A 25380-nucleotide genomic window follows, 5' to 3' on the forward strand; every position below is an offset into this window, starting at 1 on the left:
AGCCGTGACAACCGTGACATCCGTGACATCCGTGACATCCGTGCGGAGGCGAGTCTCCCTGCATGCCGCGGTGACCCTCGCCGTGGTGGTGGGCGCGGTCTGTCTGGGCCTGCGCCACTGGCCGGTGATCGCGACCGGCGCCGGTCGGCTGGCCGTCGCCGACCGCGGCTGGCTGCTCGTGGCGGCCGTCGCCACCGTGGCGACCTGGGTGTGCTCGGCGCTCGCCCAACAAGGGGCGGTGACCCGGCCGTTGCCCGCCGGGCAGCTGGTGGCCGTCCAGTTCGCGGCCTCCGCCGCCAACCATGTGCTGCCCGCGGGCCTCGGCGCGGGCGCGGTCAACCTCCGCTTCCTGACCCGGTGCGGTCTGCCGGTCGTCCGGTCGGCGACCGCGCTCGGTGTGAAGGCCACCGCCGGGGCCGTCTCGCGCGGCTTCCTGATCGCCGTGCTCGCGCTGACCTGCCCCGGTCTGCTCCGTCTGCCGCACATCTCGGCGACGGTGGTCGCGATCGCGCTCGCCGTGGTGGTCACCGCCGCCGTACTGCTGCGCGGGCCGTTGCGGCGCGCGCTGCGGGCCGTGCTGGCCGACGTCCGGGCCGTGCACGAGGTCCCGGCGCGCGCGGCCGCGCTGTGGGGCGGTTCGCTGGCCTTCGCCGCGCTGCACGCCACCGTGGTCGTCGCCGTGGCCCAGGCCCTCGAACTGCCGCTGCCCCCGGCCCAGGTGGCGCTGGCCTACCTCGCCGCGAGCAGCGCCGCCGTACTCCTGCCCACGCCCGGTGGGATCGGTTCCCTGGACGCGGCGCTCGCCGTGGCCCTCACGCTGGCCGGAGTCCCGGGCAGCGCGGCGGCGTCGGTGGTCCTCGGCTACCGGCTGCTGACGGTGTGGCTGCCCCTGATCCCCGGGCTGCTGGCCCTGGCCGTACTGGCCCGCCGCAAGGTCCTCTGAGCCCGCCGCGAAATCCCTCCGGGCCTTCGGCGCCGCCCCGCGGTCGGCGCTCGCCGAACGCCGTGGCACCTCAGGGCGGCTCGAGCCGGTAACCGTGCCCCCGCAGGGTCGTGATGCGCGGTGTCCGGGACGGACGGGACGCCGTGTCCGTCAGCCGGCGGCGCAGTCCCGCCATCGTGACGTCGAGCGTCTTCGTCGAGCCGAACCAGTTCTCGTCCCACACCTCGGCCATCAGCGTCTCGCGCGAGACGGCCGCGCCCACGTTCCGGGCCAGCACGGCGAGCAGTTCGAACTCCTTGGGCCGCAGCGGGATCTCGTCCTCGTGCAGCGTGCAGCGGCGTGCCGTGATGTCGACGACCAGGTCGCCGAGCCGGATCGGCTCCTGCGGCGGGTCGGCGATGGCCCGGCGGCGCAGATGGGCCCGGAGCCGGGCGAGCAGCACGGTCAGGCTGAACGGCTTCACCAGGTAGTCGTCGGCTCCGGCGTCGAGCCCCGCGATGACGTCGATGTCGTCGGTGCGGGCGGTGAGGATCACGATGAGCAGTTCGGGAAAGCGGGCGCGCAGCGTGCGGGCCACGTCGAGACCGTCCATGTCCGGCAGCCCCAGATCCAGCAACAGCACGTCGTACGACGACCGCGCGGACTCCGCGAGGGCGCCCGCGCCGGTCCGGCTCCACGTCGGCGCGTAGTCGTTGCTGCGCAGGCCCGACTCCAGATGACGGCCGATCGTGTCGTCGTCCTCGACGACGAGGACACGCGGCCGGCCGAGGCGACGGCGGTCCGGTGCGGGGGCGGGCGTTCGCATGAAGGGCAGCGTAGGGCCGGCGGCGCGTGCGGGGCCGGAGGCGGGCGTGGGACAGGGGGCGGGATCGGCGGGGCCGGAGGCCGACCTGCGGCTAGAAGTGGCGGTCACAGATCGCGGAGTTCCTCGACGGCGGGGCGTCCGGCCGCGCGGCGTACTCCGTTGAGGGCCGCGATCAGGACGGCCGCCGTCGCGGCGCAGGCGGTCAGCGCCAGATAGCCGCCGGGGACGGCGAGACTGGCCGGCGGTGGGTCGAAGACACCGGTCAGGACCTTGACCAGCATCTCCGACAGTGCCCAGCCGATCAGCGCGCCGCCCGCGAGGCCCCCCACGATCAGCAGGATCGCCTCGGTGAGGACCATGCCCCGCAGCTGCCGGGGCCCGGCGCCCAGCACGGTCGCGATGGCGAAGGTCCGGCGGCGTTCGGCGAGCCCGAGCGCCAGGACCAGCCCGCCCGCCCCGGCCGCGAGCAGCACCGCGAAGGCCAGCTCGAGCCGGGTGAGCCCGGCCAGGTCCACGGAGGTCAGGCTGGTGCCGACGGTGCCACGGGTCTGGGTGAGGTCGGTGACGGTGGCACTGGTGCCCAGCTGGTGACGCAGCCGCGCCGCGACCTGCTTCTGGTGCGTACCACCGGTGTCCAGCAGGAACGCGCCCACCGCGTCGCTGCCGGTCGCCTTCGCCACGTACGAGGCGTTGGCGACGAAGAAGCTGTCCTTCGGCGCGGTCGGGAACTCCTTGGCGACGCCCACGTAGTGGAAGGGCACCGTGCGCAGCGCCTTGGTCCGGGCGTCCTGGATCCGCAGGTTGACCGTGTCGCCGGGCGAGAGCTGGAAGTCGTTGACGGTCTCCGCGCTGACCAGCAGCCCGTCCGGCCGCTGAGCGAGCCGGTTCATGAGCGTGCGGACGCCGCCGCCGGAGAAGTACGCGTCCTGGAGGGAGGTGGCCGAGGCGATCGAGTCGGGGCGCACCCCGTAGAGGTCCTGGAGGTCGGAGCCGACGTACGCGAACCGGTGCTGGAGCGGCTCGACCCGACGTACGCCGGAGATCTTCAGCGCGTCGGCCCCGCTCGGCGGGATCCGCGCGCCGGGCGGTTCGGTGACCGTGACGTCGGCGCCGTTGGTGAGCCGCGCGTCGACCTCGGCCTGCTGTTTGTACGTCGAGTTGAAGGTCGCCGTGGAGATCGCGAACGACACCGCGAGCGCCAGCAGCACCACCGAGCGGGCCAGTGGACGGCGACGTCGGGAGAGGACGGCGGCCGTGGTCCCCGCCAGGTTCGAGGCGAGCGGCCGCGCCAGCCGGGTCAGTACGGGACGGCCGTAGGTCAGCGCGAGGAGCGTGAGCCGCCACAGCAGCAGGGCGGCGCCGATCCACAGCAGCGCCGGGCCGAGGAACGCCCAGTACGACACGGAGATGCTCGGCACGCCCTCCGGGGCGAGCACCAGGGCGTACTGGTTGCCGGAGGAGGCGCGGAAGATCAGCCAGGAGCCGATCAGCAGGACGAGGTCGAGGCCGTACCGCATCCACCACACCGAACCAGGGCGCCGCTCCTGCCTGCGGGTGTCGGCGACCGTCACCGTGCGCAGATCACGCAGCGCGGGGAGAAGGACCGCGCCCGAGGCCACGGCGGCGCCGAGCACGAAGGCGAGGGCGTACCAGAGCATCCACGCGCCCGCCGTCGTCCCGAACGAGGCCGATCCGAAGGCGACACGGCCCGTCAGCGCGGCGATGCCGAGCCCGGCCGCGCCGCCGGTGACGGCCACCAGGGCGGCTTCGAGGCCGGAGAGGGAGGCGATCCGGCGAGGACGCATCCCGCGCAGGCGCAGCAGGCCCTGCTCCTGGCGGCGGCGTTCGCCCCCGGCCGCGGCGACCGCGGCGGTCAGCGCGGCGGCGAGGATCGCGCCCGGCACGCCGAGGAAGAGGAAGAGGATCTGCGCGTACAGCGCGTCCTGGCGTGCGGAGTCGAGGGCGGCACCGAGGTTGTCGCCGACGATCACACCGCCCGAGGCGCGGGCCTCCAGGTTGTGGGCGGCGCGGGTCACGGAGGTGAAGGCGGCGGCGGGATCGGAGAGAAGCTTCGCGTCACGGGCCGCGTGGATCTGGGTGGTGGCGGGGGCGGGCGCGGTGAGGGAGGCGAAGACGGCGGAGGGGAGCAGGACGACGTTGTCCGGGGGCGCGGTGGGCTGGGTCTGGCTGGGGGCGCCGACCCGCTGGAAGAGGGAGTCGGCCTGCGGGAGGTCGACCACGCCGTCCACCCGGACCTGGCGCACCGCGGTGCCGGGGAGCCGGATGCCGACGGTGTCGCCGGGGGCGACGTGCAGGTTGGAGGCGGTCTGCTGGGCCAGCAGGACGCCGCTGGTGCGGCCGGTGAGCGGGCGGATCTCACCGGGGAAGGCCTGCTGGTAGCCGTCGGGGAGGCCGAGGACCATGCCGGGGCCGGTCGTCTGCGTGCTGCCCCGCACGGTCGCCACGAACGCGCCGCTGTGCGCGAAGCCGACCGGCAGAGCCGTCTTGATGCCGGGCGTCTTCCGCACCAGCGACAGGGCCGCGGCGGGGTCGGCGCCCGGCTGGACCTCGACCTGCCAGTCCACGGCGACCGAGCGCACGGCGCGCTGCGTCATCGTCGCCTTCGACGCGGTGAGGAAGGAACCGAGCGAGGCGATCAGGGCCACGGCCAGGGCGATGCCGGCCAGGGCGGCCAGCAGCCGGCCGGTGCGGTGACGGGCGAGACCGCCCGCCCAGGCGGTGATCATGACGCTTCCTCCGTGGTGTCCTGCGGGTCCCCGGTGGTCTCCGCCGTGAGCAACCGGCCGTCGCGCATGGCCAGCCGGGTGCTGAGCCGTGCGGCGACCGCCGGGTCGTGCGTGGTGACGACGAGGGCCGCGCCCGTGTGGTCGGCCGCCCTGAGCAGGGCGTCCAGGACGTGGCCGCCGGTGGTGTGGTCGAGCCGTCCGGTCGGTTCGTCGGCGAGGATCAGCCGTGGGGCCTGGGCCAGGACGCGGGCGGCGGCGACGCGCTGGGCCTGGCCGCCGGAGATCTCCTCCGGCAGCCGCTCGGCCAGGTCTTCGGCGCCGACCTGGGCAAGGGCCGCGAGGGCCGTTCGCCGTGCGTCGGCGTCCGGCACCCCGGCCAGCACCAGCGGCAGCGCGGTGTTCTCGACGACGTCGAGGGCGGGGATCAGGCTGTCCCCTTGGAAGACCAGTCCGATGTCACGCCTGATGTCGGACTCGGGAGCCGACCGACGATCGTCGGGCTTCGTGCCGGTGCCGATGTCCTGGGAACCGGTCAGGGCGGGCCGCGTGACGGTGCCGCTGGTGGGCTGTTCGAGTCCGGCCAGCAGATGCAGCAGCGAGGACTTGCCCGACCCGGAGGGGCCGACGATCGCGAGCCGGTCCCCGGCCCGCACCCGCAGGTGCGCGCCGTGCACCGCCACGACCGCGTTCGCGCCCCGCCCGAAGGTGAGAGCGGCGTCCCTGCAGACGACGAGCGCGTCGTCCGGGGCGGCTTCCGGCTCATCCGGAGACATCATGGGCCCTCCCGTCGTCCAATGCGATCACCCGGTCGGCGACGCGTACGGCCTCCGCGCTGTGCGTGACGATCAGCACCGCGCAGCCCAGCGCGGCGCGGTCGCGCAGCATCTGGAGGATCAGTCGCTCCGTGCCCCCGTCGAGCTCGCCGGTCGGTTCGTCCGCCAGCAGCACGGCGGGGGAGTTGGCGAGGGCGACGGCCAGCCCGGCCCGGGCCAGCTCACCGCCGGACAGCTGACGGGGCAGCGCGTGCGCCCGCCCCGCGAGCCCCACCTCGTCCAGCAACTCCCGTGCGGACACGGCGGGACGACCGCCTACGGCGCTGTGTGCCAGCCGGACGTTGTCGCGCACGCTCAGGTGGGCGACGAGGTTGCGGGTCTGCAGGAGTACGCCGATGTGCTGGGCCCGCAGCCGGGCGCGCTCGGTCTCCGGCCGGTGGCTGATGCGGACGCCGTCCACCCGCACCTCGCCGCCGGAGGGCTCGTCCAGACCGGCCAGGCAGGACAGCAGCGTGGACTTGCCCGCGCCGGAAGGCCCGACGACGGCGACCGTCTCGCCGCGCCGCACCCGCAGGGACACCCCGCGCAGCGCGAGCGTCTCCTCCTCGCCGGCCCGGAAGAAGCGGTACAGCTCCCGGGCGGTCAGGGCGTCGTCGTGGGATGCCTCGTGGGTGCGGACGGGTGCGGTCCCCGGCCGGGTCGGTATGGCGCTCACGGTCACTTCCACGAGAAGGAGTCGGTGACGATGCGCCACGGGTCCACGTTGTCGGCGTTCACGGGCCCGGACAGGGTGAGGTCCACCTCGTGGCCCTGCCGGTAGAACGCGTACCGCTCGAAGGCGTCGCGCACGACCTTGCCGGTGACCGGGTCCGCCGCGGAGTCGCCCTGGTACTTCAGCAGCACCGCGCTTCCGGCGTGCCGGTTCACCTGCGACACCTTGGGTCCGTCGAACTTCGGTACCTGGCCGCGCAGTCGGGACACGACCTCGGAGCCGACCGAGGCGACCGTGGGCGCCGAGGAGGCGGACGCGGTGGCGATCTCGACGCGGTTCAGCTTGTCCGTGAAGACGGTCGTACCGCCCTGGCCGGTACGGGCCCAGCCCTCGGGCACCTTCACCGTGAACCCGCCGCCCGCCGGCCGGAAGGCGACGTACGCCTGGTTGTCGGGGATGTCACCGGGCGGATTGGACTCGGTGGGCGCCGGGGCGGCGCTCGCACCGCCCGTGGTGGTGGAGGTGGAGGTGGAGCCCGATCCGGAGGAGGCGTGCGAGGCGGCGGGGGGCCCGGAACTCGAACCGGAGCACCCGGCGGTCACCGCCGCGGCGAGTACGAGCCCCACGACCCCGAGACTACGGACGGTACGTACGCGTGCCATGGCCACTGCCCTCCTGGAAACCCCTGCCGCACCGGTGCGGATCCGACCGGACGGTCATGGCACCGACGCTAGGAGCCGCCCGGTTAACGCCCCGCACGGCGAGGGTTAGACGACGGCAAAAGCGCGTGGCCGCCCCGCCTGATCCGGAGGCCGCCCCGCATCATGGGGGGCATGAGACAGCGTGTCGTGCGGGTGGCCGTCACCGCGGTGCTGGTCGCGCTCGTCCTCCTCGCGATCCCGCTCGCCCTCGCCGTCCGGGCCACCCTCTACGCCGACCAGCGGGACTCCCTCGAACGGGCCGCCCTGGCCGCCGCCGTACGCGTGAACACCGACTACGCGACCGGCGACCCCGCCGAACTGCCCCCGCCGGGACCGGGTGAACGCCTCGGCCTGTACGACCCGAAACCCCGGCTGCACACGGGCACCGGGCCCCGCAGCGGGGACGCGGCGGTCCGCCGTGCGTTCCGTGGTGTCATCGCGCGGACCCAGAGCGGGGGTGAGCTCGTGGTCGCCGTGCCCGTCTCGCACGCCGAGCAGGTCATCGGTGTCGTACGGGCCTCCTCCGCCGTGTCGGCCGTCAGGAACCGTGTCCTGGTGGACTGGGCGGTCCTGCTCGGCGCGGCCGTGTTCGCGCTCGCCGTCGCCGTCCTCGTCGCCCGGCGTCAGGCACGGGCGCTCGCCGCACCGCTGGAGGACCTCTCCCGGCACTGCCGCGCCGTCACCGAGGGCGACCTGACCGCACGGGCCGCGCCCAGCACCATCGCCGAGATCGACCAGGTCGCCCGCACGCACAACGACATGCTGCACAGCCTCGCCGAACTCCTGCGCCACGAGAAGGACTTCACCGCCAACGCCTCCCACCAGCTGCGCACCCCGCTGACCGGGCTGCAGCTCACCCTGGAGGCGGGGCTCGCGCAGGACGACGCCCGGCTGCGCCCCGCACTGGAGGAGGCGCTGGACGCCACCCGGCGGCTGCACGACACGGTGGAGGAAGTGCTGCGGCTCGCCGGCTCGTCCGGCCCGCCGGGCACCGTCGTGCCCGACCGGTCGGTGGTCCACCTCCTGGCGGAGACCGACGCCCGGTGGCACGGTCTCTTCGCCCAGGACGGCAGGCGCCTGGACTGCGGCGTCCAGGACATCCCGGCCGACGTCCTGGTGCCCGGCGGGCCCGTCGCCGAGATCCTCGGCGTCCTCCTGGACAACGCCCGTACGCACGGCCGGGGCAGCGTCCGCGTCACGGTCCGCGACCTCGACGACGCCCTCGCCTTCGACGTCGCCGACGAGGGAACGGTCACCGTCGATCCGGAAGGACTGTTCGCGCGCGGACGGACCAGCGGTCGCAACGGCGGTACGGGCATCGGTCTCGCCCTCGCCCGCGACCTGGCCGTGTCGCTCGGCGGCAGACTCTTCCTGGCGGGCGGCGACCCGACGACGTTCACGCTGCTGGTCCCCGTCGCCCCTGCGGCTCCCGCCACCCGGTAGTCAGGATGTGTTGAGGGCCCCGCGGGCACGGTCGGGCCTCATGACTGAGACTTGACGTGCTCAACCCGCGGGAAGCGTGACCACGAACGTCGCGCCGGAGGTGTGCCGCCCGTCGTGGTCCACCTCCCCGCCGGCGGAGCGGGCCAGGCGCCGCGCCAGCGGCAGCCCGAGGCCCGCTCCGCCGTGTCCGTCCTCGGGGTCGGCGCGCCGGCCGGGCTGGAAGAGCTGCGCCGCGAACGACGCCGGTACGCCGGGACCGTCGTCCTCGACTTCGACACGTACGCTGCCGGGCCGGGCGCGGGCCAGGATCTCGACCCGGGTGCGCGCGTGCCGCAGGGCGTTGTCGAGCAGCGGGCTGACGATGCGCTCCAGAAGGGCGTCCGGCACCCCGGCCGACAACCGCGGCTCGCAGGCGGTGACGACGACCTCCACGCCCACCTTCGTGGGGCCGAGGCGGTCCACCAGGCGGTGCAGCACCGGCAGCACGTCGGCCGTACCGGGCGCGGTGGCGGCGCTGTCGCGGGCCTCGTCGAGCAGGGTGTCGCAGATCGTGCGCATGGACTGGGCCGCGTCGGCGATCGCCGCGTGGGTGGCCTTGGTGTCCGCGTCGGAGCGGGGGCGGGCTCCCCACCAGTCGAGTTCGGCGATGATCCGGGCGAGCGGGTTGCGCAGCTCGTGCGACAGCTCCTGGGTGAGCTGCTGCTCGTGCCGCAGCAGCGCGCGGATCCGGTCGAGGAGGGCGTCCAGCGAACCGCCCAGCTGGGCGAGTTCGGTGGGACGGGTCACGGCGCCGAAGCGCTCCTGGGAGGCTATCGCGCTCCACTGGGTGGCGTGCTCGGTCATCGAACGCACGGGACGCAGGGCGCGGCCCACCGCCAGCCGCGTCAGCGCGTAGGTGCAGGCGAGCATCGCGGCGTCGAGGGCGAGGGACGCGAAGAGCATGGTGTCGGCCGAGCCGCGGTACGGGGAGAGATCCAGTGCGGTGACGACGGAGGCGGCGCCCTTGCCACCGGGCACCGGGCGCGAGCACAGCCGTACCTCGTCGTGACTGTGCACGGTGACGCACGTCCGGGCGCCGCGCGCCACGAGCCGGCCGGCGGCGCGGGTCAGCGGGCTGGTGGCGGTGGCGGACGAGGGCTTCTCGAGCAGTCGGCCGCCCGAGTAGATCCACACGTTCGTGTCGAGGAGCTCCTCGCCCGGGGTCTCCAGAACCCGCACCCGGGAGCCGTCGGTGACGACGGTCGCGGCGACGGCGGCGGCCCGGGTGCGCAGCTCGTCGTCCGCCTGGTGCTGAAGGTGACGGCGCACGACCGTGTTGAACGCGACCGTGAGGATCACCATCAGGATCGTCGCCGTGGTGAGCGCGACAAGGGAGAGCCGGCCCCGCAGCGTGCGCGGCCACCAGCGGGAGGCGAACGCCCTCATGACAGCCGGTGGCCGATGCCGCGCGCCGTGGTGATGGTCAGCGCGCTGCCGCCGTCCCGGAGCTTGCGGCGCAGCCGGGTCAGATACTGGTCCAGCGTGTTGTCGCTGACCTGGGCGCCTTCCGGCCAGCCGGCCCTGATCAGCTCCCGCCTGCGGACGATGTCCCCGGACCCGGATATCAGCGCCGCCAGCAGCCGGAACTCCGTCGGGGTGAGGCCGACCCGGGTGCCGTCGACGCTGAGGCTGTGCCCGACCGGGTCCAGGACCAGGTCCCCGGCCGTGGTGGCCGGGAGCGGTCCGCTGCGCTTGAGCGCCGCCCGCAGCCGGGCGGCCAGCTCCGTCAGGTGGAACGGCTTGGGCAGATAGTCGTCGCCGCCGGCCGAGAAGCCCGCCAGCCGGTCCGTGAGGTGGTGATGGGCGGTCAGGAAGATGACGGGCGAGAGGAAGCCGTTGGCTCTGATCGCCTGGCACACGTCCCGCCCGTCCGCGTCGGGCAGCCCGACGTCCAGCACGGCCGCGTCGACGTCGTCCCCGGCCAGCCGCAGCGCGGTCGCCCCGTCCGGGGCGGGCACGGTGTCGAAGCCCTCGTCGCGCAGCCCGCGCAGCAGGACGTCACGCAGGGCGTGATCGTCCTCGACGACCAGGATCGTGTGCCGCATGGTCCTCCTTCAGCCGCTCCGGAAGCGCGCTTGCCAGTTCCCCGTAGCCGTAGCCGTGGGCCTACGCCGCGACCAGCAACGGCCGCAGCAGCCGCGAGTCCGTCAGCCGGCCCGCGAGCGGGTCGGAGAGTCTGCGCAGGAGAGTCGTCAGCAGCATCGCGATCAGCGTGCCGACCAGGACACCCGCGATCACGTCGTGCGGATAGTGCGCGCCGACCCAGACCCGGGAGACGGCCATCAGACAGGCGCCCAGCAGGGCGATGGTGCCCAGGCGACGGGAGACGTAGAGCAGGGCCACGGCGGCCGCGGCGGCGATGACCGTGTGATTGCTGGGGAAGGACCAGTCGCCCGGCGCGGGACACGCCTCCAGCGTCTTCACATGCAGGCTCTGACAGGGGCGGTCCTCGCGGACGACCATCTTGAACAGGGAGTTCACCCCGAACGCCACGACGACGATCACCGGCACCGCGAGCGCGACCATCGCCGCCTGGGCGCTGCTGCGACGGGCCTGCCACCAGCCCACGAGCATGAGAACGGCGAACAGCGCCAGCCCGTACGTCGACCAGGCGGACACCAGACTGTCCAGCCAGGACGGGGCGTCATGGGCGAGATTCACCACGTAGGTGTAGGTGGAGCCGTCGATCGACGACCCGTTGAACGCGAGGATCATCCCTCGGCACCCTTCTCCACTGTCGTGGCCGCGGCCTTGCGGGAGCGGCGGAACTCGGCGGCCAGCGGGATCAGCGACACGATGACGATCACGGCGATGATCGGGAGCAGATAGCGGTCCACGTTCGGAATCGACGAGCCCAGTGCGTAGCCCGCGAGGGTGAGGCCGATGCTCCAGACGAGACCGCCGACGACCTGCCACACGGTGAACGTGCGGGCGGGGACCTGGAGGGCGCCCGCCATCGGGTTCAGCACCGTGCGCACGACCGGGACGAAGCGGGCCAGCACGATCGCCTTCGCGTGGCCGTACCGCTCCAGCAGCTCCTCGGCGCGCTTGGCCCCCTCGTGCAACCGGGGCGAGCCGCTGCGGGCGAGCAACGCGCCGCCCGCCTTGCGTCCGATGAGATAGCCGCACTGGGAGCCGGCCAGCGCGCCCACGGCGGCGCAGACCAGGAGCGGTCCCAGGGAGAGCTTCAGTCCGCCGTGGCCCGACCCCGTGCATAGCAGGCCCGCCGTGAACAGCAGCGAGTCACCGGGCAGGAAGAAGCCGATCAGCAGCCCTGTCTCCGCGAACATCACCACGCCGACACCCAGCACACCGAAGGCGGCGAGCAGGGACTGGGCACTGAGGATGTTCACCGCCAGCTCCGACCCGAGCTGTGATCCGAGCTGTGACGCTGCGAACAAAGGTGCGGCCATCGCCGGGAGCCCTCTCATACTGGACGGGCGGGCGCAGTCGTGACGGCACCCGAGTGACTACAATGCTGTAGACGGTCTACTGAACTGTAGACGATACCGGGGTGAGGATCGTTCCCATGACCAGCGCGAAGGACGAACGCCGACCGGCGGGTGAGCTCGAGGCCTCTGTCATGGCCGCCCTCTGGGCCGCCGGCGCCCCGTTGACTCCGGGCCGCGTCCAGACGGAGCTCGGCTCGGGGCTGGCCCGTACGACGGTGACGACGATCCTGTCGAGGCTGCACGAGAAGGGGTTCGTCGGCCGGGAGCGGCAGGGGCGCGGCTTCGCCTACTTCCCCGTCCAGGACCCGCACGGCCTCACCGCCCGCCGCATGCACACCGAGCTCGACCGGGACGAGGACCGGGAGACGGCGCTGGCCCGGTTCGTCGCCCAGCTCAGCCCCGACGACGAGCGCCTCCTGCGTGATCTTCTGGAATCGGGTGAGCAGCTAGAATCGGGTGGGTAATGACCACACTGCTGATCATTCCGCTGCTCGTCCCGCTTCTGCTGCCTTTCGCGCTGCCGAGGCTGGCCCGCCGCTGCCTCGACCGTCTCGCGCCGGTCGCCGCCCTGTGGGCACTGACCCTCACGGTCCTCGTGCTGGCCGGCGCCTCCGTGGCCGCGCTCGGCGCGCTGCTCCTCACCGGCCTGCTCAAGCTGCCGGTCCTGGCGGGCCTGGGTGACCTCGTCCACCCCCTGCGCACCCCGTCGAACCTGATCGTCCTGCCGCTGGCGGCGGCGGCCACCGGCCTCCTGACCGTCGGCGCCGCGACCCTCGTACGGTCCGCCCTGCGCCAGTTGCGCGCCTTCCGCACCGCCCGCAGCCAGGCCGACCGCCGACCCGCCGCGGGCGACCTGTGCGTGATCGAATCACCCCACCCGGACGCGTACGCGCTGCCGGGCCGTCCGCACCGCATCGTCGTGACCACCGGGATGCTCCGCAGCCTCTGTCCCGAAGAGCGCGAAGTGCTCTTCGCCCACGAGCGGGCCCACAACGCGGGCAACCACCACCGCTTCCTCGTCGCGGCCGAGTTCGCCGCGCACTGCCATCCCGGGCTGCGCGCGGTCCGCGACAGCATCGCGCTCGCCGCCGAGCGCGCCGCGGACGAGGCCGCCGCCACGGCGGTGGGGGACCGGCGGCTGACCGCGCGCGCCATCGCCCGCGCCGCCCTCGCCACCACGGCCGCCCGCTCCACCCGCCCCGACTTCGCCGCCGCCGCGACCACCGGGCCCGTACCCCAGCGGGTCGCGGCCCTTCTCGCGGCTCCCGGGCGTCGCCCTCGCGCCGCCTCCTGGATCGCCCTCCTCCTCGTCGCCTGCGCGACCGTCTCGGCCTCCGCGGCGGCGACCGGCGTCCTCACCTTCCACCACGAGGTGGAGATCGCCCAGGGCGAGGAGACCCACTGACCCTTCCGGGTCGGGTTGCCGGGGCGGGGCCGTGACGCCCCCTGTCTACCTGCGCGCCGTCGAGGAAGAGGACCGGCCGTCACCGATCGGGGCGGCCACCGGCGCCCTGTGGCAGACCGTCCGCGCTACTCGGACGCGTCGCTGAGACCGAGCCGCAGATGCTCCACGTGGTAGACGGCCTGGTCGAGGAGCTCGGCGACATGGTGGTCGTGCAGCGCGTAGACCACCGACCGGCCGCGGCGCTCGCCGACGACCAGGCCCAGATTGCGCAGCAGCCGCAGCTGGTGCGAGCAGGCGGACTGCTCCATGCCCACCTCGGCGGCCAGCTCCGTCGCCGGAAGCGGCCCTTCGCGCAGCCGCGCGAGGATCAGCAGCCGTGAGGGGGTGGACAGGGCCTGGAGCGTGGTGGCCACCTTCGCGACATTGGCCGCGTCCAGTCGCACGCGCGTGGTGACGTTCCGAGCGGCGGCGTCCTGCGCGGTGGTGACGGCTCCATGACCCATGGGCGTATCTTACTCATCGCACATGAAGGTATGAATGAGTCTTCATGTGTTCCTGTATGGTGCCGGGGTGTCCTCCACTCTTGACTCGCCGCCCGTCCTCACCCTCGACGCGTCCGCCCGCACGGTCCCGCGCCGCCGCACCCGCTTCCTCGCACTGCCGGAGGCCCGCTGGGCGCTCCTCGCGACCGCCGCCTTCCTGTCGGCGCTCCCGTTGCACTTCGCCGACGCGCCCGGCTGGACGTACGGGCCGCTCTACGCGATCGCCTACCTCGCCGGTGGCTGGGAACCGGCGCTGGAGGGGCTGCGGGCGCTGCGCGGGAAGACCCTCGACGTCGACCTGCTGATGATCGTCGCGGCCCTCGGCGCGGCCGCGATCGGACAGGTCCTGGACGGCGCCCTGCTGATCGTCATCTTCGCCACCTCCGGCGCCCTGGAGGCCCTGGCCACCGCCCGCACCGCCGACTCCGTACGCGGTCTGCTCGACCTCGCGCCCGCGACGGCGACCCGGGTGACCGCCGACGGTGAGGAGTCCGTCCCGGTGAACCGGCTCTCCGTCGGTGACGAACTGTTGATCCGGCCGGGGGAGCGGATCGGAGCCGACGGACGGGTCCTCGACGGTACGAGCGAGGCCGACCAGGCGACCATCACCGGCGAGCCGCTGCCGGTCCTGAAGACCCCGGGCGACGAGGTCTTCGCGGGCACCCTCAACGGCACCGGAGCCCTGCGCGTCCGTGTCGAGCGCGACCCCGCCGACTCCGTGATCGCCCGGATCGTCACCCTCGTGGAGGAGGCCTCGCGCACCAAGGCGCCGACGCAGTTGTTCATCGAGAAGATCGAACAGCGCTACGCGGTGGGCGTGGTGGCCGCCACGCTCACCGTCTTCGCCGTGCCGCTCGCCTTCGGCGCGGACCTCACCGGCGCGCTGCTGCGGGCGATGACCTTCATGATCGTCGCCTCGCCGTGCGCGGTCGTCCTCGCGACCATGCCCCCACTGCTCTCCGCCATCGCCACCGCCGGCCGGCACGGCGTTCTGGTCAAGTCCGCGCTCGCCATGGAACGCCTCGGCGAGATCGACACGGCCGCACTCGACAAGACCGGGACGCTGACGGGGGGCGCGCCCGAGGTGACGGCCGTACACCCGGCGACCGGATCGGGGCTGGACGAGGCTGCCCTGCTGGCGCTGGCGGCCGCCGCCGAGCACCCCAGCGAACACCCGCTCGCCCGCGCGATCGTCGCCGCCGCCCGCGCCCGTGACCTACGCCTCGCTCCCGCCCGCGACTTCACGGCGAAGCCGGGACACGGCGTCACCGCCACGGTCGACGGCCGGTTCGTCACGGTCGGCCGCCCCGACTCGGGCCTGGACGCGGAAGCGGATACGGACGCGGATGCGGATGCGGGCACGGGCACGGGCACGCGTATGGATAGGGACACCGACGTCGAAGGCGGCACGGTCGTCCGCGTGGAACGCGACGGCGCCCTCGTCGGCACGCTCGTCCTGGCCGACCGCCCGCGCGCCGACGCCGCCGAGACGGCCGCGGGACTCACCGCCCTGACGGGCATCTCACCCGTGCTCCTCACCGGCGACAACCCGCGCGCCGCCGCCCAGGTGGCCACCGCCACCGGCATCACGGACGTACGCGCCTCCCTGCTGCCCGAGGACAAGGTCACGGCCGTACGGGAGCTTCAACGCGCCGGCCGCAAGGTCCTGTTCGTCGGCGACGGCGTCAACGACGCGCCCGCCCTGGCCGCCGCCCATGCGGGGGTCGCCATGGGCCGGGCGGGTTCCGACCTCGCGCTGGAGACGGCGGACGCCGTCGTCGTCCGCGACGAGCTGGCGGCGATCCCCGCGGTCGTACGACTGTCCCGCGCGGCCCGCCGCCTGGTGGTCCAGAACCTCCTGGTCGCGGGTACGTTCATCACGGTCCTCGTCCTGTGGGACCTGCTCGGACACCTCCCGCTGCCGCTCGGCGTCGCGGGCCACGAGGGCTCCACGGTGCTGGTCGGGCTGAACGGGCTGCGGCTGCTGCGGGAGTCCGCATGGCGTCGGCCGGACGAAGGCCGACCTCGGGCGCAGTGAGGTTGATGTCGGATTCTCGCCAGCCCCGGCCTCGCCGGTACCCGATGCTTGAGGCATGCGGAATGGGATGCACACCGACATGGAGCGCTGTGTGCGCGCCGTCCAGTCGAAGGACGCGCGCTTCGACGGATGGTTCTTCACAGCGGTCCTGACCACGCGAATCTACTGCCGGCCGAGCTGCCCCGTGGTGCCGCCGAAACCCGAGAACATGACGTTCTACCCGAGCGCGGCGGCCTGTCAGCAGGCCGGGTTCCGGGCCTGCAAGCGCTGCCGTCCGGACACCAGCCCCGGCTCGCCCGAGTGGAACCAGCGAGCCGACCTCGTCGCCCGCGCGATGCGCCTGATCGGCGACGGGGTCGTGGACCGCGAGGGCGTTCCGGGTCTGGCCGGCCGGCTCGGCTACAGCATCCGCCAGGTCGAACGGCAGCTGCTGGCCGAGCTGGGCGCGGGACCGCTCGCGCTCGCCCGGGCGCAGCGTGCCCAGACCGCCCGGCTGCTCATCGAGACCACCACGCTCCCGATGGCGGAGATCGCCTTCGCGGCCGGGTTCTCCTCCATCCGCACCTTCAACGACACCGTGCGCGAGGTCTTCGCCCTCGCCCCGAGCGAGCTGCGCGACCGGGTGCCGAAGAAACGCGCCCCGGCGACACCGGGCGTCCTGAGCCTGCGGCTCCCCTTCCGCGCCCCGCTCAACCCCGACAACCTCTTCGGCCACCTCGCGGCGACCGCCGTACCCGGTGTCGAGGAGTGGCGCGACGGCGCCTACCGGCGCACCCTGCGCCTGCCCTACGGCCACGGGATCGTCGGGCTCACCCCGCACGTCGACCACATCGCCTGCCGCCTCACCCTCAGCGACCTGCGCGACCTGCCGGTCGCGATCAGCCGCTGCCGTCGCATGCTCGACCTGGACGCCGACCCGGTCGCCGTCGACGACCAACTGCGGACGGATCCGGTGCTGGCGCCCCTGGTGGCGAAGGCTCCCGGCCGCCGGGTGCCGCGCACGGTCGACGAGGCCGAGTTCGCCGTACGGGCCGTCCTGGGCCAGCAGGTCTCCACCGCCGCCGCCCGTACCCACGCGTCCCGCCTGGTCACCGCGCACGGCGAACCCGTCGAGGACCCCGAGGGAGGCCTCACCCACCTCTTCCCCTCGCCTCAGGCGCTCGCGGCCCTGGACCCGTCGTCGCTCGCGATGCCGAGCACCCGCCGCACCACCTTCACCACGCTCGTACGCCAACTCGCCGACGGTTCCCTCCACTTGGGAGTGGAGAGCGACTGGGCCGAGGCCCGCGCCCGCCTTCTCGCCCTCCCCGGCTTCGGCCCCTGGACGGTCGACGTCATCGGCATGCGCGCCCTCGGCGACCCCGACGCCTTCCTCCCCACCGACCTCGGAATCCGGCGCGCGGCCCAGGAGCTGGGCCTGCCGTCGACCCCCGCCGCCCTGACGGCGCGCGCGGCGGCGTGGCGCCCGTGGCGGGCGTACGCGGTCCAGTACCTGTGGGCGACGGACAGCCACCCGATCAACTTCCTGCCCGTATAAGCGACTTCAAGCACATGCAGATGGCTTCAAACGACTCGAAGGTACGAACTGTGAAACAGCACACGGTCATCGACAGCCCGTACGGCCCCCTCACCCTCGTCGCCGACGACGGCGTCCTGTGCGGCCTCTACATGGTCGGCCAACGCCACCGCCCGCCGGAGGAGACCTTCGGTGAACGCGACGACACGCCCTTCGGCGAGGTCACCGACCAGCTGAAGGCCTATTTCGAGGGCGAGTTGAAGGAGTTCACCCTCGAACTGCGGATGTCCGGGACCCCCTTCCAGCGCAGCGTCTGGGATCAGCTGCGCCGGATCCCCTACGGCGAGACCCGCTCGTACGGCGAACTGGCCGAAGCCCTGGGCAACGCGGGCGCCTCCCGCGCGGTCGGCCTCGCCAACGGCAAGAACCCCATCGGCATCATCGTGCCCTGCCACCGCGTGGTCGGCGCGAACGGAAGCCTCACCGGATACGGCGGCGGCCTGGACCGCAAGCAGCGCCTGCTGGACTTCGAGAGCGGCACGGCACTCTTCTAGCCCACTTCTCCAGCGCTCTGTGCCTCTAGCTCTCTTCGCCCAGGGTGCGCAGCAGCTTCGGCAGGGCGATCCCGATCGGCTCCCGTACGACCTCGTCGGCCCGGTCGTCGTACGGCGTCGGCTCGGCGTTGACGATGACCAGCCGGGCTCCGTGATCGGCGGCGACACCGGCGAGCCCGGCGGCGGGCTGCACCTGCAGACTGCTCCCGACGGCGATGAACACCTGGCACGCCTTGGTGATGGCGACCGCCTCGCCGAGGACCGCAGGGTCGAGCCGCTCGCCGAACATCACGGTCGCCGACTTGAGGATGCCGCCGCACTCCAGGCACAGCGGATCGTCCTCGCCGGCCTGGACGCGGGCGATCGCGTCCTCCATCGGGCCCCGCTTGTGGCACTTGGTGCAGACGAAACTCCGCGCGGTCCCGTGCAGCTCGAGGATCTTGCGTGCGGGCATGCCGGCGAGCTGGTGCAGTCCGTCCACGTTCTGGGTGATCACCCGTACAGGCACGCCGGTTCGCTCCAGGTCGGCCACGGCCCGGTGCGCGGCGTTCGGCTCGGCCTGGAGGGCGCGGTTCTCGCGTCGCATCTGCCAGGACCGCCGCCGGATCTCCGGATCGCCCATGTAGTACTCGTACGTGACGAGCTTCTCGGCCTCGGGATTGCGCCGCCACAGCCCGTTCGGCCCGCGATAGTCGGGGATCCCGGAATCGGTGGAAATACCTGCGCCACTGAGGATGGCTACGAGAGGGCTGCCCATGGGCCGAGCGTAGGACGCCTGCCTGGTCAGAGCGAGTGGATATCGGGGCGTGCCCCTCGCACGTCGGCTGTGCCGGCCGTCCAAGGGACATGTCCCGCGCACACGGCCCTTGCCCCCTGGCTGTCGCGACGAACTGGGTCCGGTTCAATCGGGCCCCTACCTGGCCTCACACTCGCTGAGGCGGGGGACGCGGAGTCCACGATCACCGCCCACCAGGCGTACTCGTCGCAGAGCGGCCTGCCCGCCGTCCGGGACGGCCTTTTCCCCGCCGGGTGGAAGCGGGACCGAATAACGTGGGTCATCAAGCTGCCTTATGGGACGCGTGGCAAACGCTACGGCGCCCGTCCCCTCAAGGCGGGCGCCGTTGCTCGCGCTTGCTGTTGTGGGCGTGGGCCTAACCGGCCATGGACGAGGCGTACGGGGACAAGGCCGGAGAGAGTTGCACTCCGAGGGCCAGGCCGAGGGCGACGAGAGCGTCGGGGAGGCCACGTCCGACGCGAGCCGCCTCCACCGTGCCAGGCGCAGCCAGCGGGCGGCAGCTGCCGGCGATGATGTCGAACAGGTGCTGCACCCGGCCAGGTCCGCGCGGCAGCAGTTGGCCGTGGAAGTCCTCGTGGTGGGCGAGAACGAGGGCGGCAAGACCGGCGACGTGGGCCGACGCCGTGCCGGTGCCGTCGAGAGCCGTGTATCCGCCGAGCGGCGAGCACGACAGAACTGCCACGCCGGGGGCAGCCGCGTCGACCCCGGGGCCGTAGCAGCTGAACGGCGCGGCGAACAGCCCTTCCGGTGTCAGCTGCGGGCCCGAATGGGTGGCTTGGGATGTGTCCGGTGGATAGGACCCGAAGACTCCCAGGGCGCCCACGGTGAACACGGTGGGCAACGAGCCCGGGAAGGCGACCGGTCCAGCCGTGTCGCCCGCCGGGGCGACACAGGCGATACCCGCCGCGTTGGCATCGGCAAGTTTGCGTGAGACCAGCGCCGACGAGTACGGGGTCGCCACCGCGATATGGGCGATGTCGACCTCGTGTTCGATGCAGTAGTCCAGAGCGGCGATCACGTCGCTGAAGCAGCCGTCGGGCACGACCTGACAGACATCGATCTCCGCGTCGACCGCGATGCCGATGACGCCCGTGCCGGTGTCCGCCCCGGCGATGACGCCCGCTGCGTGGGTACCGGTACCCACCGTGTCGTGGGCCCAGCCCTCTTCCGTGCCGCGTACGAGATCGGTCCCGGAGTGCACCCGTTGTTTGAGATCGGGGTGCTCGGCGGCGACACCCGAACCGATGACCGCGATCTTGATCCCGAAGGCACGGAATGTGGGAGGCAGCCGGTCCAGCCGCATGGCCTGCTGACCCCAGCCGTACTGCTGTCTCTCTTCCAGCCCGGGGTAAACCTTGGCCAGCGGTGTGAGGGTGACCAGGTTCTCCCGGGTCACCGACAGTTCCGGGCGATGGATCCAGCGGTCCGCATAACCGCCAGCGGGCCGGACGTACAGGCTCTGAATGGACTGCGGGGTCTCCGTGGCCATGATGACGGTGGTCGTCCCGTCGGCTCCGGTGAGGCCCTGGCCCGGCCATGACGCCCCGATCAGGAACACCCCGGCGCCGGCCAGCGGTTCGCCCTCCGGCCCGCAGATGCGCAGCGAGATCGCCACCGGTTCTTCCAGCGGTGCGACCAGCCCCGGATCACGGAGCGGCAGGACCCCCGTGGTCGGCCCGGCGACGGGGCCGGTTCCGGAGAGCGGCAGGTCCGGTTCGATGTGCACGTGCAGCGACCGCATCGCCGGTACTTGAGCCTCGGCTGCCTCGACGACAGCGATTTCTGGGCAGGAGAGGGGCAGTTCGCCCGATTGGGTCTTCTCCGACGGCCGGAGTCTGCGGACCACTTTGACCTCGGGCATCCGGTCCAGTCGGTCACACATTGCGTCCATGCCGAGTTCGGGCACTCCCGGTGGGAGCAGATGCTGCGGCAGCGGTGTCACCATGTACCGCTCCCGGCGCGGCTGCACCGGGAGCGGTGACTGCGCGCCCTTCTTGCTCGGCCCCGCTTGCCTAGCCTCGGGTCCGGGCCCGCCCACCCCCGCACCCTCGGCCCCGCTCTCGCTGCCGTTTCCGGGCCTTTCCTTGACCATCACGTCCACCTTCACCACGCCTACGTCGTCGTTGTGCTCCTGATCCGGCGGCGGGGCGGCTCGCGCTTCCACGATCTCGCGCTTCCACGGTGATGCGGTGTGCCCGGAGACTGCTCCGGGCACACCGCATCAGGCCGCCCAAGGGTCAGCCGATACCGTACGGCTGACCCATCTGGCCGAAGCCGAAGCCAGGCTGCTGGTACTGCTGGAACGGCTGACCGAACGACTGCTGGCCGAACCCACCACCCCACTGCTGCTGGCCCTGCTGGCCCTGCTGGCTCTGCTGGCCGTGCTGGCTCTGCTGGAGCAGCGCCACGATCGCGGTCGGCAGCGCCTGCTGCACGGACTGTTCCACGGCGTGCTGAATGCCTGTGTGCAGCGAGCGGTGCAGCGCGAGAGCCAGGTACGGGTGCGCCTGCTGGGCCAATCCCTGCTGCTGGAGCTGCTGCTGGATCTGCTGGATCTGCTGGAACGTCTGCTGCAGTTGCTGCGCGACCTGCTGGCTTGCCTGCTGACACGCCTGCTGGATCGCTTGCTGGACCACCTGGGCGATCTGCTGCGAGCCGCCCATCTGCTGGCCGAACTGCTGTAGGGGTTGAGTACCGGTCATCACCGACATGAATGCTCCATTCGATGTCACCACAGGGAAGCGGACATAATGATTTTATGCCGCTTTATCGGCATACCCGACGACCTGAAATTAAGGGGAGTACGGCCCCACCGCAATCCGACGACCGCCTCCCGGGGAGGTATCCCGATCGACCGCCGAGCCGGATCGCGCGCCGCCGACCGAGACGTACTGGGGGCGTCGTGCCCGACCGGCATCGCCCCAGCGCCTGAGGCAACGGACAAGTTGGCGATGACGCAAGCCCCCTCGCCTGACGGCGCAAGCCCTCTCGCCCGAAGAGGACGGCCGTGGCACTGGCAACTCACGCTGAAAAGGCTGCGAGCGAGGCTTGACGTGGGTCACCAAGCGGCGTTCACAACCCGGCGAAGTAGAGGCACGCAGAGTCGTGCATGATCAGGTTGTTGGGGTTGGAGTAGCAGTGGGAGGCAGGGTTGAGCGTCACGGGTGTGTGGGTCGTCGGCGTGATGCCTGACGAGAAGGTGTGGGACCTGCTGCGCGCTGCGGTTCAGGACTTGTCGCCGGTACCGGTGTCGGTGCCCCGGGACGTGTCCGGCGGGCTGGATTGGTGGCGGGGCAAGGCGCAGGAGTCCATGTTCAGCGCGTCGGCAACCTCTCCTGGCAGTTGGAGCGCTGACGAGGACGCCTTCCGGCTGAGCGCATTCCTCGACGCCTGCCGTGACGACGCCGAGCACGTGGAGGCCCTGCGTGACGCCGTTATGGACCAGTTTCCGTCCGATGGTGAGGAGGGCCTGTTCGTGGCCGTGGCCCGCAAGGCCAGCCCGTTCTCGGCCTTGGCCTACGCGCTCGGTCCCGACGCGGTGCTGCGGCTGCCGGGCTGGTTCGGGGACTTCCTCCTCGACGCCGAACAGGTCCGCGCCCAGCTTCCGGCGGCCGAGGAAGCCCTCGCCCTGACCGGAGCCCAGCGGCGGGACGCCGTAGAGCGGATCCACGCGTGGATGACCGGCTTGGGCGACGATCCTGACCACCACGCCGGCGAGCTCCTCGACGGCCCGCTGCGTGTGCTCCGCCACGCCGCCCGTACAGGCCAGGCCGCGGCCGCCCACGTCCGCTGGTACTGACGGGGCGGAACATCCGCATACGCGCTGACGCCTGAGTGCCTGCCGACCAGAAGGTCCCCGAACACATGTCGCCCACAGCGTCGGGCAGGACGGATGGCCGACAGCACAGAATTCAACTTTGTCAGGCACCACGGATCTCCTGCGCACAGGGTCCGTATTCCCTTGCTGAAAAGGCTGTGAGCGAGGCTTGACGTGGATCACCAAGCAGCGTTCACAGACCTGTGCTGCCATCTGGCCCATGGGTGATGCCGGCGGTTGTGCCCGGACTGCCGGTCAGGGACGCAGGTGGGCCAGTAGTTCTTCACCGGCGGGGTATCCCTGCTCCTGGGGGAGCAGTTGGGTCGCTGAGTCCAGTTCGCCGTCCCTGACGAGTGCGTGGATTTCGTTGGTGAGCGGAGTCACGTCACTGATGGACACGATCCAGTCGTCCGCGTAACGCGACGATGCCTCACCCGAGAGCCCCAGTTGTAGCGAGCGGTACGGCAGGGGACGCAGGTGCAGATCGCGTTCGGGGTCCCACTGGACACGGGCCGGTGCGCGCTTGAGTTCACGCTGCCAGGTGCCGCGATCCGGATGAAGGCCGCGAACGTAGCTCGACAGGCAGGCGTGGCGCAGCGCCCAGTCGAAGCCGGCGCGAGTGATCTCGACGGCAAGAACGGTCTCCTGACCAGCACTGGTGCCCCAGTTGGAGCGGTACATCATCCACAGGAAGCTGGGTTTGATCCACGTCATGCGATCCCGCAGCCACGTGGAGGGAAAGCGGCCGTCGCGGACGGCGGTCACTCCGATTTCAGGGGCGTACGCCTGGTAGACGGTGATCGTGGATGCCGTGTGGAGTGCGCGGATCCCGCGGTGCGGTTCTTCCATGGCGTACAGCGTCGGATCGGCCGGCTCAGATGGCCACCGATTTTCGACTGTTGCTCGCTGCGGCGGAGCACGCCGGCCGCAGCACGCCGTCCGCAGCACCGTGCGAGTTGCCGGTCTCACGGCCGCCTTCTTCAGACGCCTGATTCACCAAGGGTGGCCATTGGCGGTCTACGGTGCCGAGGCAATCCCCGTCGGGCAGGACGCGCCGCGTTCACAGCTCCATCCGTGGTCGTAAGATCTCCCGCTGGTGATCGACACAGCTTGCGCGGGGGCGAACATGGAGAGACCGGACGACCGCATCGCATCCGTCCTGCGCTTCGCCGCGGAACTCGTCGCCTGGGTGGCCACTCCCTGGGCCTTGTCCAAGTACTCATGGCTGCTTGCCGTCTTGGCGGTGGTGGTACTGATCGGCCTCCCGACCGTCTTCTCCACTCCGGGAGACAAGGCGCAGGTGATCATCCCAGTCTCGGGTACGGTCACGATCCTGCTCGTCCTGCTCCAGCTCACTGCTGCCGCGATCGCCGCATGGTTGGCATGGCCCATCTGTGCGGCAGTCCTCGTGTCTCTCCTCGTGGCCGCCACCCTCGTCACGGAACGTCAACGCTGGCAGTGGCTACTCTCCACCGACCGGCACACCGGCTGAGCTACGGAGGGGTGGCACCAAAGTGCGTTGGCCCTCCGGACAGGCTCGCCACCCGTTCGTGGTCCTCGCCGGCCTCCGGGGCGAGGCCGCGCGCCGACAACGAATGCATGGACCGCACGGAGAAGCCACATACGACAGCCGATCTAGAGGAGGCTGCCGGCCAGTGGTAAGACTGGGTGACTTTGGTTGTAGAGCCATGTCTTGTTGGTGCTGAGGAGGCGGGCATGTTCGATGAGGCCGGCGAGAACGAGCTCCTGCTCGCCGCACTGATGCAACTCGGTGCGAAGGGCGGCTCGATAGGAGCTGCCGCCGGAGGGGCGGCCACCGGAACGCACGGTTTGGGCAGAGCAGGGGCACGGGGCGGTGCTCGTGGAGCCGCTCGAGGCTTCAGATGGACAAAGAAGGACGTCAGTACCACTCTTGTCGAGTTGTCCGGAACGGTGACGGCAGTCTTCCAGCTGGTCCACACGACTCTGGCCGACCTAGGGAATCCGCTGGGCGTGGAAGCCCGAGACAACGGGGGCATCGCCGTACGAGCGATGGTCGGTGTAGGGATTGGGGGCCTGAACCCCACCGTCGTGACCGCTGTTGTGGCCGCAGGCCCCGAAGGTGTGGCGGTGGTGGAGCTCCGCGCCGCAGGTCGTGAGGGGCTCATCAAGCAGCACCCCGCCGAAAAGGCTCTGGCCAAAATCACCGCTCAGCTCAAAGCTGCCTCGCAGTAACCAGGTGTTGCGCGCAGTCCCTCCTTCGTGAACCCGCCGGTCCAATCGCCGGTGCGGACAGGTCTCTTGCGCGCGCGGACGTCGTCGGCTGTTTCCAGAGCGCAATTCCCGTTCGGCCAAGCGGTACAGGACGGCCAGATGCACGGCACGGGACCGACGCGTGGATCATGGGGAGATGACGAAGTGGACCGAGAAGGCAGCGCCGACGGAACAACCAGGGCCTGTACCGGAGCTCTCCGCCTACAAACAGGCTCTGCGGGACCGATTCCTCGCGGCCCCCGTGGTACCCGCGCCCGAACCCTGGCAGCCCGTCTTCGAGTACGAGTACGGCGTCCCCGTCGGCGGACTTCTCGGGATCGGCTTCGCGTCGCACCCCACCAGCGGCCACGACCTGGTGATGGTCGTCTCGCGCGATGGTCACGGACTCTTCGACGCGGTCACGGGGGAGAAGATCGCCCGGGACCGCGACCCGGATCCCGAGGACAGCACTCCCGACGCGGTCGCCGATCTGTCGTGCCCTGGGTTGGGGCCGGTCGCCGGTAGCCGGGTGCGTATCGCCGGGCTCTTCGGGGGTGGACTGCACACCACCACCGCGGACAGTTGGACACTGGAGGTCGTCTCCCCGGCCTGGCCCAATGAGCGTGTCCTGCTCTCCCATGACGGCGGAATGCCCCACTCGGGTCCACACGGAGAGCGATGGTGGCACATCTTCCACTCCTACTACTCCGAGCTTCGAGCCTTCGGATTCTCGCCCTCCGGACAGACCCTTGCCATCGCGACGAGCAGCGATCTGTCCCTGTGGACACGCAGGACGGACCTTAGCCACAGCAGCAGCGCTGAGGCCTGACCGAGCCGGACTGAACCTGTCGCGAGCGTTGCTTCG

At 71.8% G+C, this 25380-nt stretch carries 25 protein-coding genes; 12 read left to right on the plus strand and 13 right to left on the minus strand.

Annotated elements, in window-relative coordinates; translation table 11 throughout:
- Positions 1-13: 13 nt before the first annotated feature.
- Complete coding sequence (locus FNV62_RS40580) at positions 14-943, plus strand: lysylphosphatidylglycerol synthase transmembrane domain-containing protein (protein WP_143628832.1); 930 nt, start codon at positions 14-16, stop codon at positions 941-943.
- Between the two features lie 70 nt (positions 944-1013).
- On the opposite strand, the gene FNV62_RS40585 is transcribed toward FNV62_RS40580, so the two are convergent.
- The 5 genes from FNV62_RS40585 to FNV62_RS40605 form a co-directional block, all read right to left on the minus strand.
- On the minus strand, positions 1014-1748 hold the full coding sequence (locus FNV62_RS40585) for a response regulator transcription factor (RefSeq protein WP_097286846.1): 735 nt from the start codon (positions 1746-1748) through the stop codon (positions 1014-1016).
- A gap of 104 nt (positions 1749-1852) precedes the next feature.
- Positions 1853-4495 carry an FtsX-like permease family protein gene (locus tag FNV62_RS57235; protein WP_144315949.1) on the minus strand — a complete coding sequence of 881 codons (2643 nt, stop codon included), beginning with the start codon at positions 4493-4495 and terminating at the stop codon, positions 1853-1855.
- On the minus strand, positions 4492-5271 hold the full coding sequence (locus FNV62_RS40595; protein ID WP_225900547.1) for an ABC transporter ATP-binding protein: 780 nt from the start codon (positions 5269-5271) through the stop codon (positions 4492-4494). The genes FNV62_RS57235 and FNV62_RS40595 overlap by 4 nt, the downstream gene beginning before the upstream one ends.
- The gene (locus FNV62_RS40600; RefSeq protein WP_054230528.1) at positions 5255-5974 is read right to left on the minus strand and encodes an ABC transporter ATP-binding protein; all 720 of its coding nucleotides are present in this window, start codon (positions 5972-5974) and stop codon (positions 5255-5257) included. Before FNV62_RS40600 ends, FNV62_RS40595 begins: the two co-directional genes overlap by 17 nt.
- Before the next feature lie 11 nt (positions 5975-5985).
- Positions 5986-6642 carry a hypothetical protein gene (locus tag FNV62_RS40605; protein WP_097286849.1) on the minus strand — a complete coding sequence of 219 codons (657 nt, stop codon included), beginning with the start codon at positions 6640-6642 and terminating at the stop codon, positions 5986-5988.
- Positions 6643-6813: 171 nt separating this feature from the next.
- Between FNV62_RS40605 and FNV62_RS40610 the strand changes: the two genes are divergently transcribed.
- The gene (locus tag FNV62_RS40610; protein WP_097286850.1) at positions 6814-8124 is read left to right on the plus strand and encodes a sensor histidine kinase; all 1311 of its coding nucleotides are present in this window, start codon (positions 6814-6816) and stop codon (positions 8122-8124) included.
- 60 nt (positions 8125-8184) lie between these two features.
- On the opposite strand, the gene FNV62_RS40615 is transcribed toward FNV62_RS40610, so the two are convergent.
- The 4 genes from FNV62_RS40615 to FNV62_RS40630 all read right to left on the minus strand — a co-directional run bounded on the left by FNV62_RS40615 (position 8185) and on the right by FNV62_RS40630 (position 11576).
- The gene (locus tag FNV62_RS40615; protein ID WP_144315950.1) at positions 8185-9549 is read right to left on the minus strand and encodes a sensor histidine kinase; all 1365 of its coding nucleotides are present in this window, start codon (positions 9547-9549) and stop codon (positions 8185-8187) included.
- A complete protein-coding gene (locus FNV62_RS40620) occupies positions 9546-10208 on the minus strand; it encodes a response regulator transcription factor (protein ID WP_054230322.1) in 663 nt (220 codons plus the stop codon). The genes FNV62_RS40615 and FNV62_RS40620 overlap by 4 nt, the downstream gene beginning before the upstream one ends.
- 61 nt (positions 10209-10269) lie before the next feature.
- A complete protein-coding gene (locus FNV62_RS40625; protein ID WP_054230321.1) occupies positions 10270-10878 on the minus strand; it encodes a phosphatase PAP2 family protein in 609 nt (202 codons plus the stop codon).
- Entirely contained in the window at positions 10875-11576 is a 702-nt protein-coding gene (locus tag FNV62_RS40630) for a DedA family protein (protein ID WP_164657656.1), read from the minus strand. The genes FNV62_RS40625 and FNV62_RS40630 overlap by 4 nt, the downstream gene beginning before the upstream one ends.
- A gap of 116 nt (positions 11577-11692) precedes the next feature.
- Here FNV62_RS40630 and FNV62_RS40635 point away from each other — a divergent pair, with 116 nt between their 5' ends.
- Together FNV62_RS40635 and FNV62_RS40640 are read left to right on the plus strand one after the other, a co-directional pair.
- Entirely contained in the window at positions 11693-12079 is a 387-nt protein-coding gene (locus tag FNV62_RS40635) for a BlaI/MecI/CopY family transcriptional regulator (RefSeq protein ID WP_054230319.1), read from the plus strand.
- Entirely contained in the window at positions 12079-13020 is a 942-nt protein-coding gene (locus FNV62_RS40640) for a M48 family metalloprotease (protein ID WP_054230318.1), read from the plus strand. Before FNV62_RS40635 ends, FNV62_RS40640 begins: the two co-directional genes overlap by 1 nt.
- Before the next feature lie 125 nt (positions 13021-13145).
- On the opposite strand, the gene FNV62_RS40645 is transcribed toward FNV62_RS40640, so the two are convergent.
- Positions 13146-13523: an ArsR/SmtB family transcription factor gene (locus FNV62_RS40645; protein ID WP_054230317.1), complete on the minus strand. Its 378-nt coding sequence runs from the start codon at positions 13521-13523 to the stop codon at positions 13146-13148.
- 34 nt (positions 13524-13557) lie between these two features.
- Here FNV62_RS40645 and FNV62_RS40650 point away from each other — a divergent pair, with 34 nt between their 5' ends.
- From FNV62_RS40650 to FNV62_RS40660, 3 genes are read left to right on the plus strand one after another with little or no spacing between them, the layout of a single operon-like run.
- Complete coding sequence (locus tag FNV62_RS40650; RefSeq protein ID WP_144315952.1) at positions 13558-15600, plus strand: heavy metal translocating P-type ATPase; 2043 nt, start codon at positions 13558-13560, stop codon at positions 15598-15600.
- 55 nt (positions 15601-15655) lie between these two features.
- Positions 15656-17137: an AlkA N-terminal domain-containing protein gene (locus FNV62_RS40655; protein ID WP_318658480.1), complete on the plus strand. Its 1482-nt coding sequence runs from the start codon at positions 15656-15658 to the stop codon at positions 17135-17137.
- A 50-nt stretch (positions 17138-17187) separates the two neighbouring features.
- Positions 17188-17670, plus strand: coding sequence for a methylated-DNA--[protein]-cysteine S-methyltransferase (locus FNV62_RS40660; protein WP_097286856.1), 483 nt, complete (start codon positions 17188-17190; stop codon positions 17668-17670).
- 25 nt (positions 17671-17695) lie between these two features.
- Here FNV62_RS40660 and FNV62_RS40665 read toward each other — a convergent pair whose 3' ends face one another.
- Both FNV62_RS40665 and FNV62_RS40670 read right to left on the minus strand, forming a co-directional pair.
- The gene (locus tag FNV62_RS40665) at positions 17696-18427 is read right to left on the minus strand and encodes an SIR2 family NAD-dependent protein deacylase (protein WP_144315953.1); all 732 of its coding nucleotides are present in this window, start codon (positions 18425-18427) and stop codon (positions 17696-17698) included.
- A 394-nt stretch (positions 18428-18821) separates the two neighbouring features.
- Positions 18822-20630, minus strand: coding sequence for a S8 family serine peptidase (locus tag FNV62_RS40670; RefSeq protein WP_225900548.1), 1809 nt, complete (start codon positions 20628-20630; stop codon positions 18822-18824).
- 25 nt (positions 20631-20655) lie between these two features.
- On the opposite strand from FNV62_RS40670, the gene FNV62_RS40675 reads away from it, so the two are divergent.
- Both FNV62_RS40675 and FNV62_RS40680 read left to right on the plus strand, forming a co-directional pair.
- The gene (locus tag FNV62_RS40675) at positions 20656-21150 is read left to right on the plus strand and encodes a hypothetical protein (protein WP_144315954.1); all 495 of its coding nucleotides are present in this window, start codon (positions 20656-20658) and stop codon (positions 21148-21150) included.
- 467 nt (positions 21151-21617) lie between these two features.
- Positions 21618-22265, plus strand: coding sequence for a hypothetical protein (locus FNV62_RS40680; RefSeq protein ID WP_143603421.1), 648 nt, complete (start codon positions 21618-21620; stop codon positions 22263-22265).
- 273 nt (positions 22266-22538) lie between these two features.
- Here the strand turns inward: FNV62_RS40680 and FNV62_RS40685 are convergent, their stop codons facing one another.
- The gene (locus tag FNV62_RS40685) at positions 22539-23132 is read right to left on the minus strand and encodes a DUF4291 domain-containing protein (RefSeq protein WP_144315955.1); all 594 of its coding nucleotides are present in this window, start codon (positions 23130-23132) and stop codon (positions 22539-22541) included.
- Positions 23133-23409: 277 nt separating this feature from the next.
- Here FNV62_RS40685 and FNV62_RS40690 point away from each other — a divergent pair, with 277 nt between their 5' ends.
- The 3 genes from FNV62_RS40690 (at position 23410) to FNV62_RS40700 (ending at position 25344) form a co-directional block, all read left to right on the plus strand.
- Positions 23410-23775 (plus strand): hypothetical protein, encoded by a 366-nt coding sequence (locus FNV62_RS40690; protein WP_097289307.1) that lies wholly within the window; start codon positions 23410-23412, stop codon positions 23773-23775.
- A gap of 224 nt (positions 23776-23999) precedes the next feature.
- Positions 24000-24497: a hypothetical protein gene (locus FNV62_RS40695; protein WP_143656181.1), complete on the plus strand. Its 498-nt coding sequence runs from the start codon at positions 24000-24002 to the stop codon at positions 24495-24497.
- A gap of 175 nt (positions 24498-24672) precedes the next feature.
- Positions 24673-25344: a hypothetical protein gene (locus FNV62_RS40700; protein ID WP_144315956.1), complete on the plus strand. Its 672-nt coding sequence runs from the start codon at positions 24673-24675 to the stop codon at positions 25342-25344.
- Positions 25345-25380 lie beyond the last annotated feature (36 nt).

The sequence above is a fragment of the Streptomyces sp. RLB3-17 genome (assembly GCF_007113425.2).
In the GTDB taxonomy this organism is placed as follows: domain Bacteria; phylum Actinomycetota; class Actinomycetes; order Streptomycetales; family Streptomycetaceae; genus Streptomyces; species Streptomyces mirabilis_D.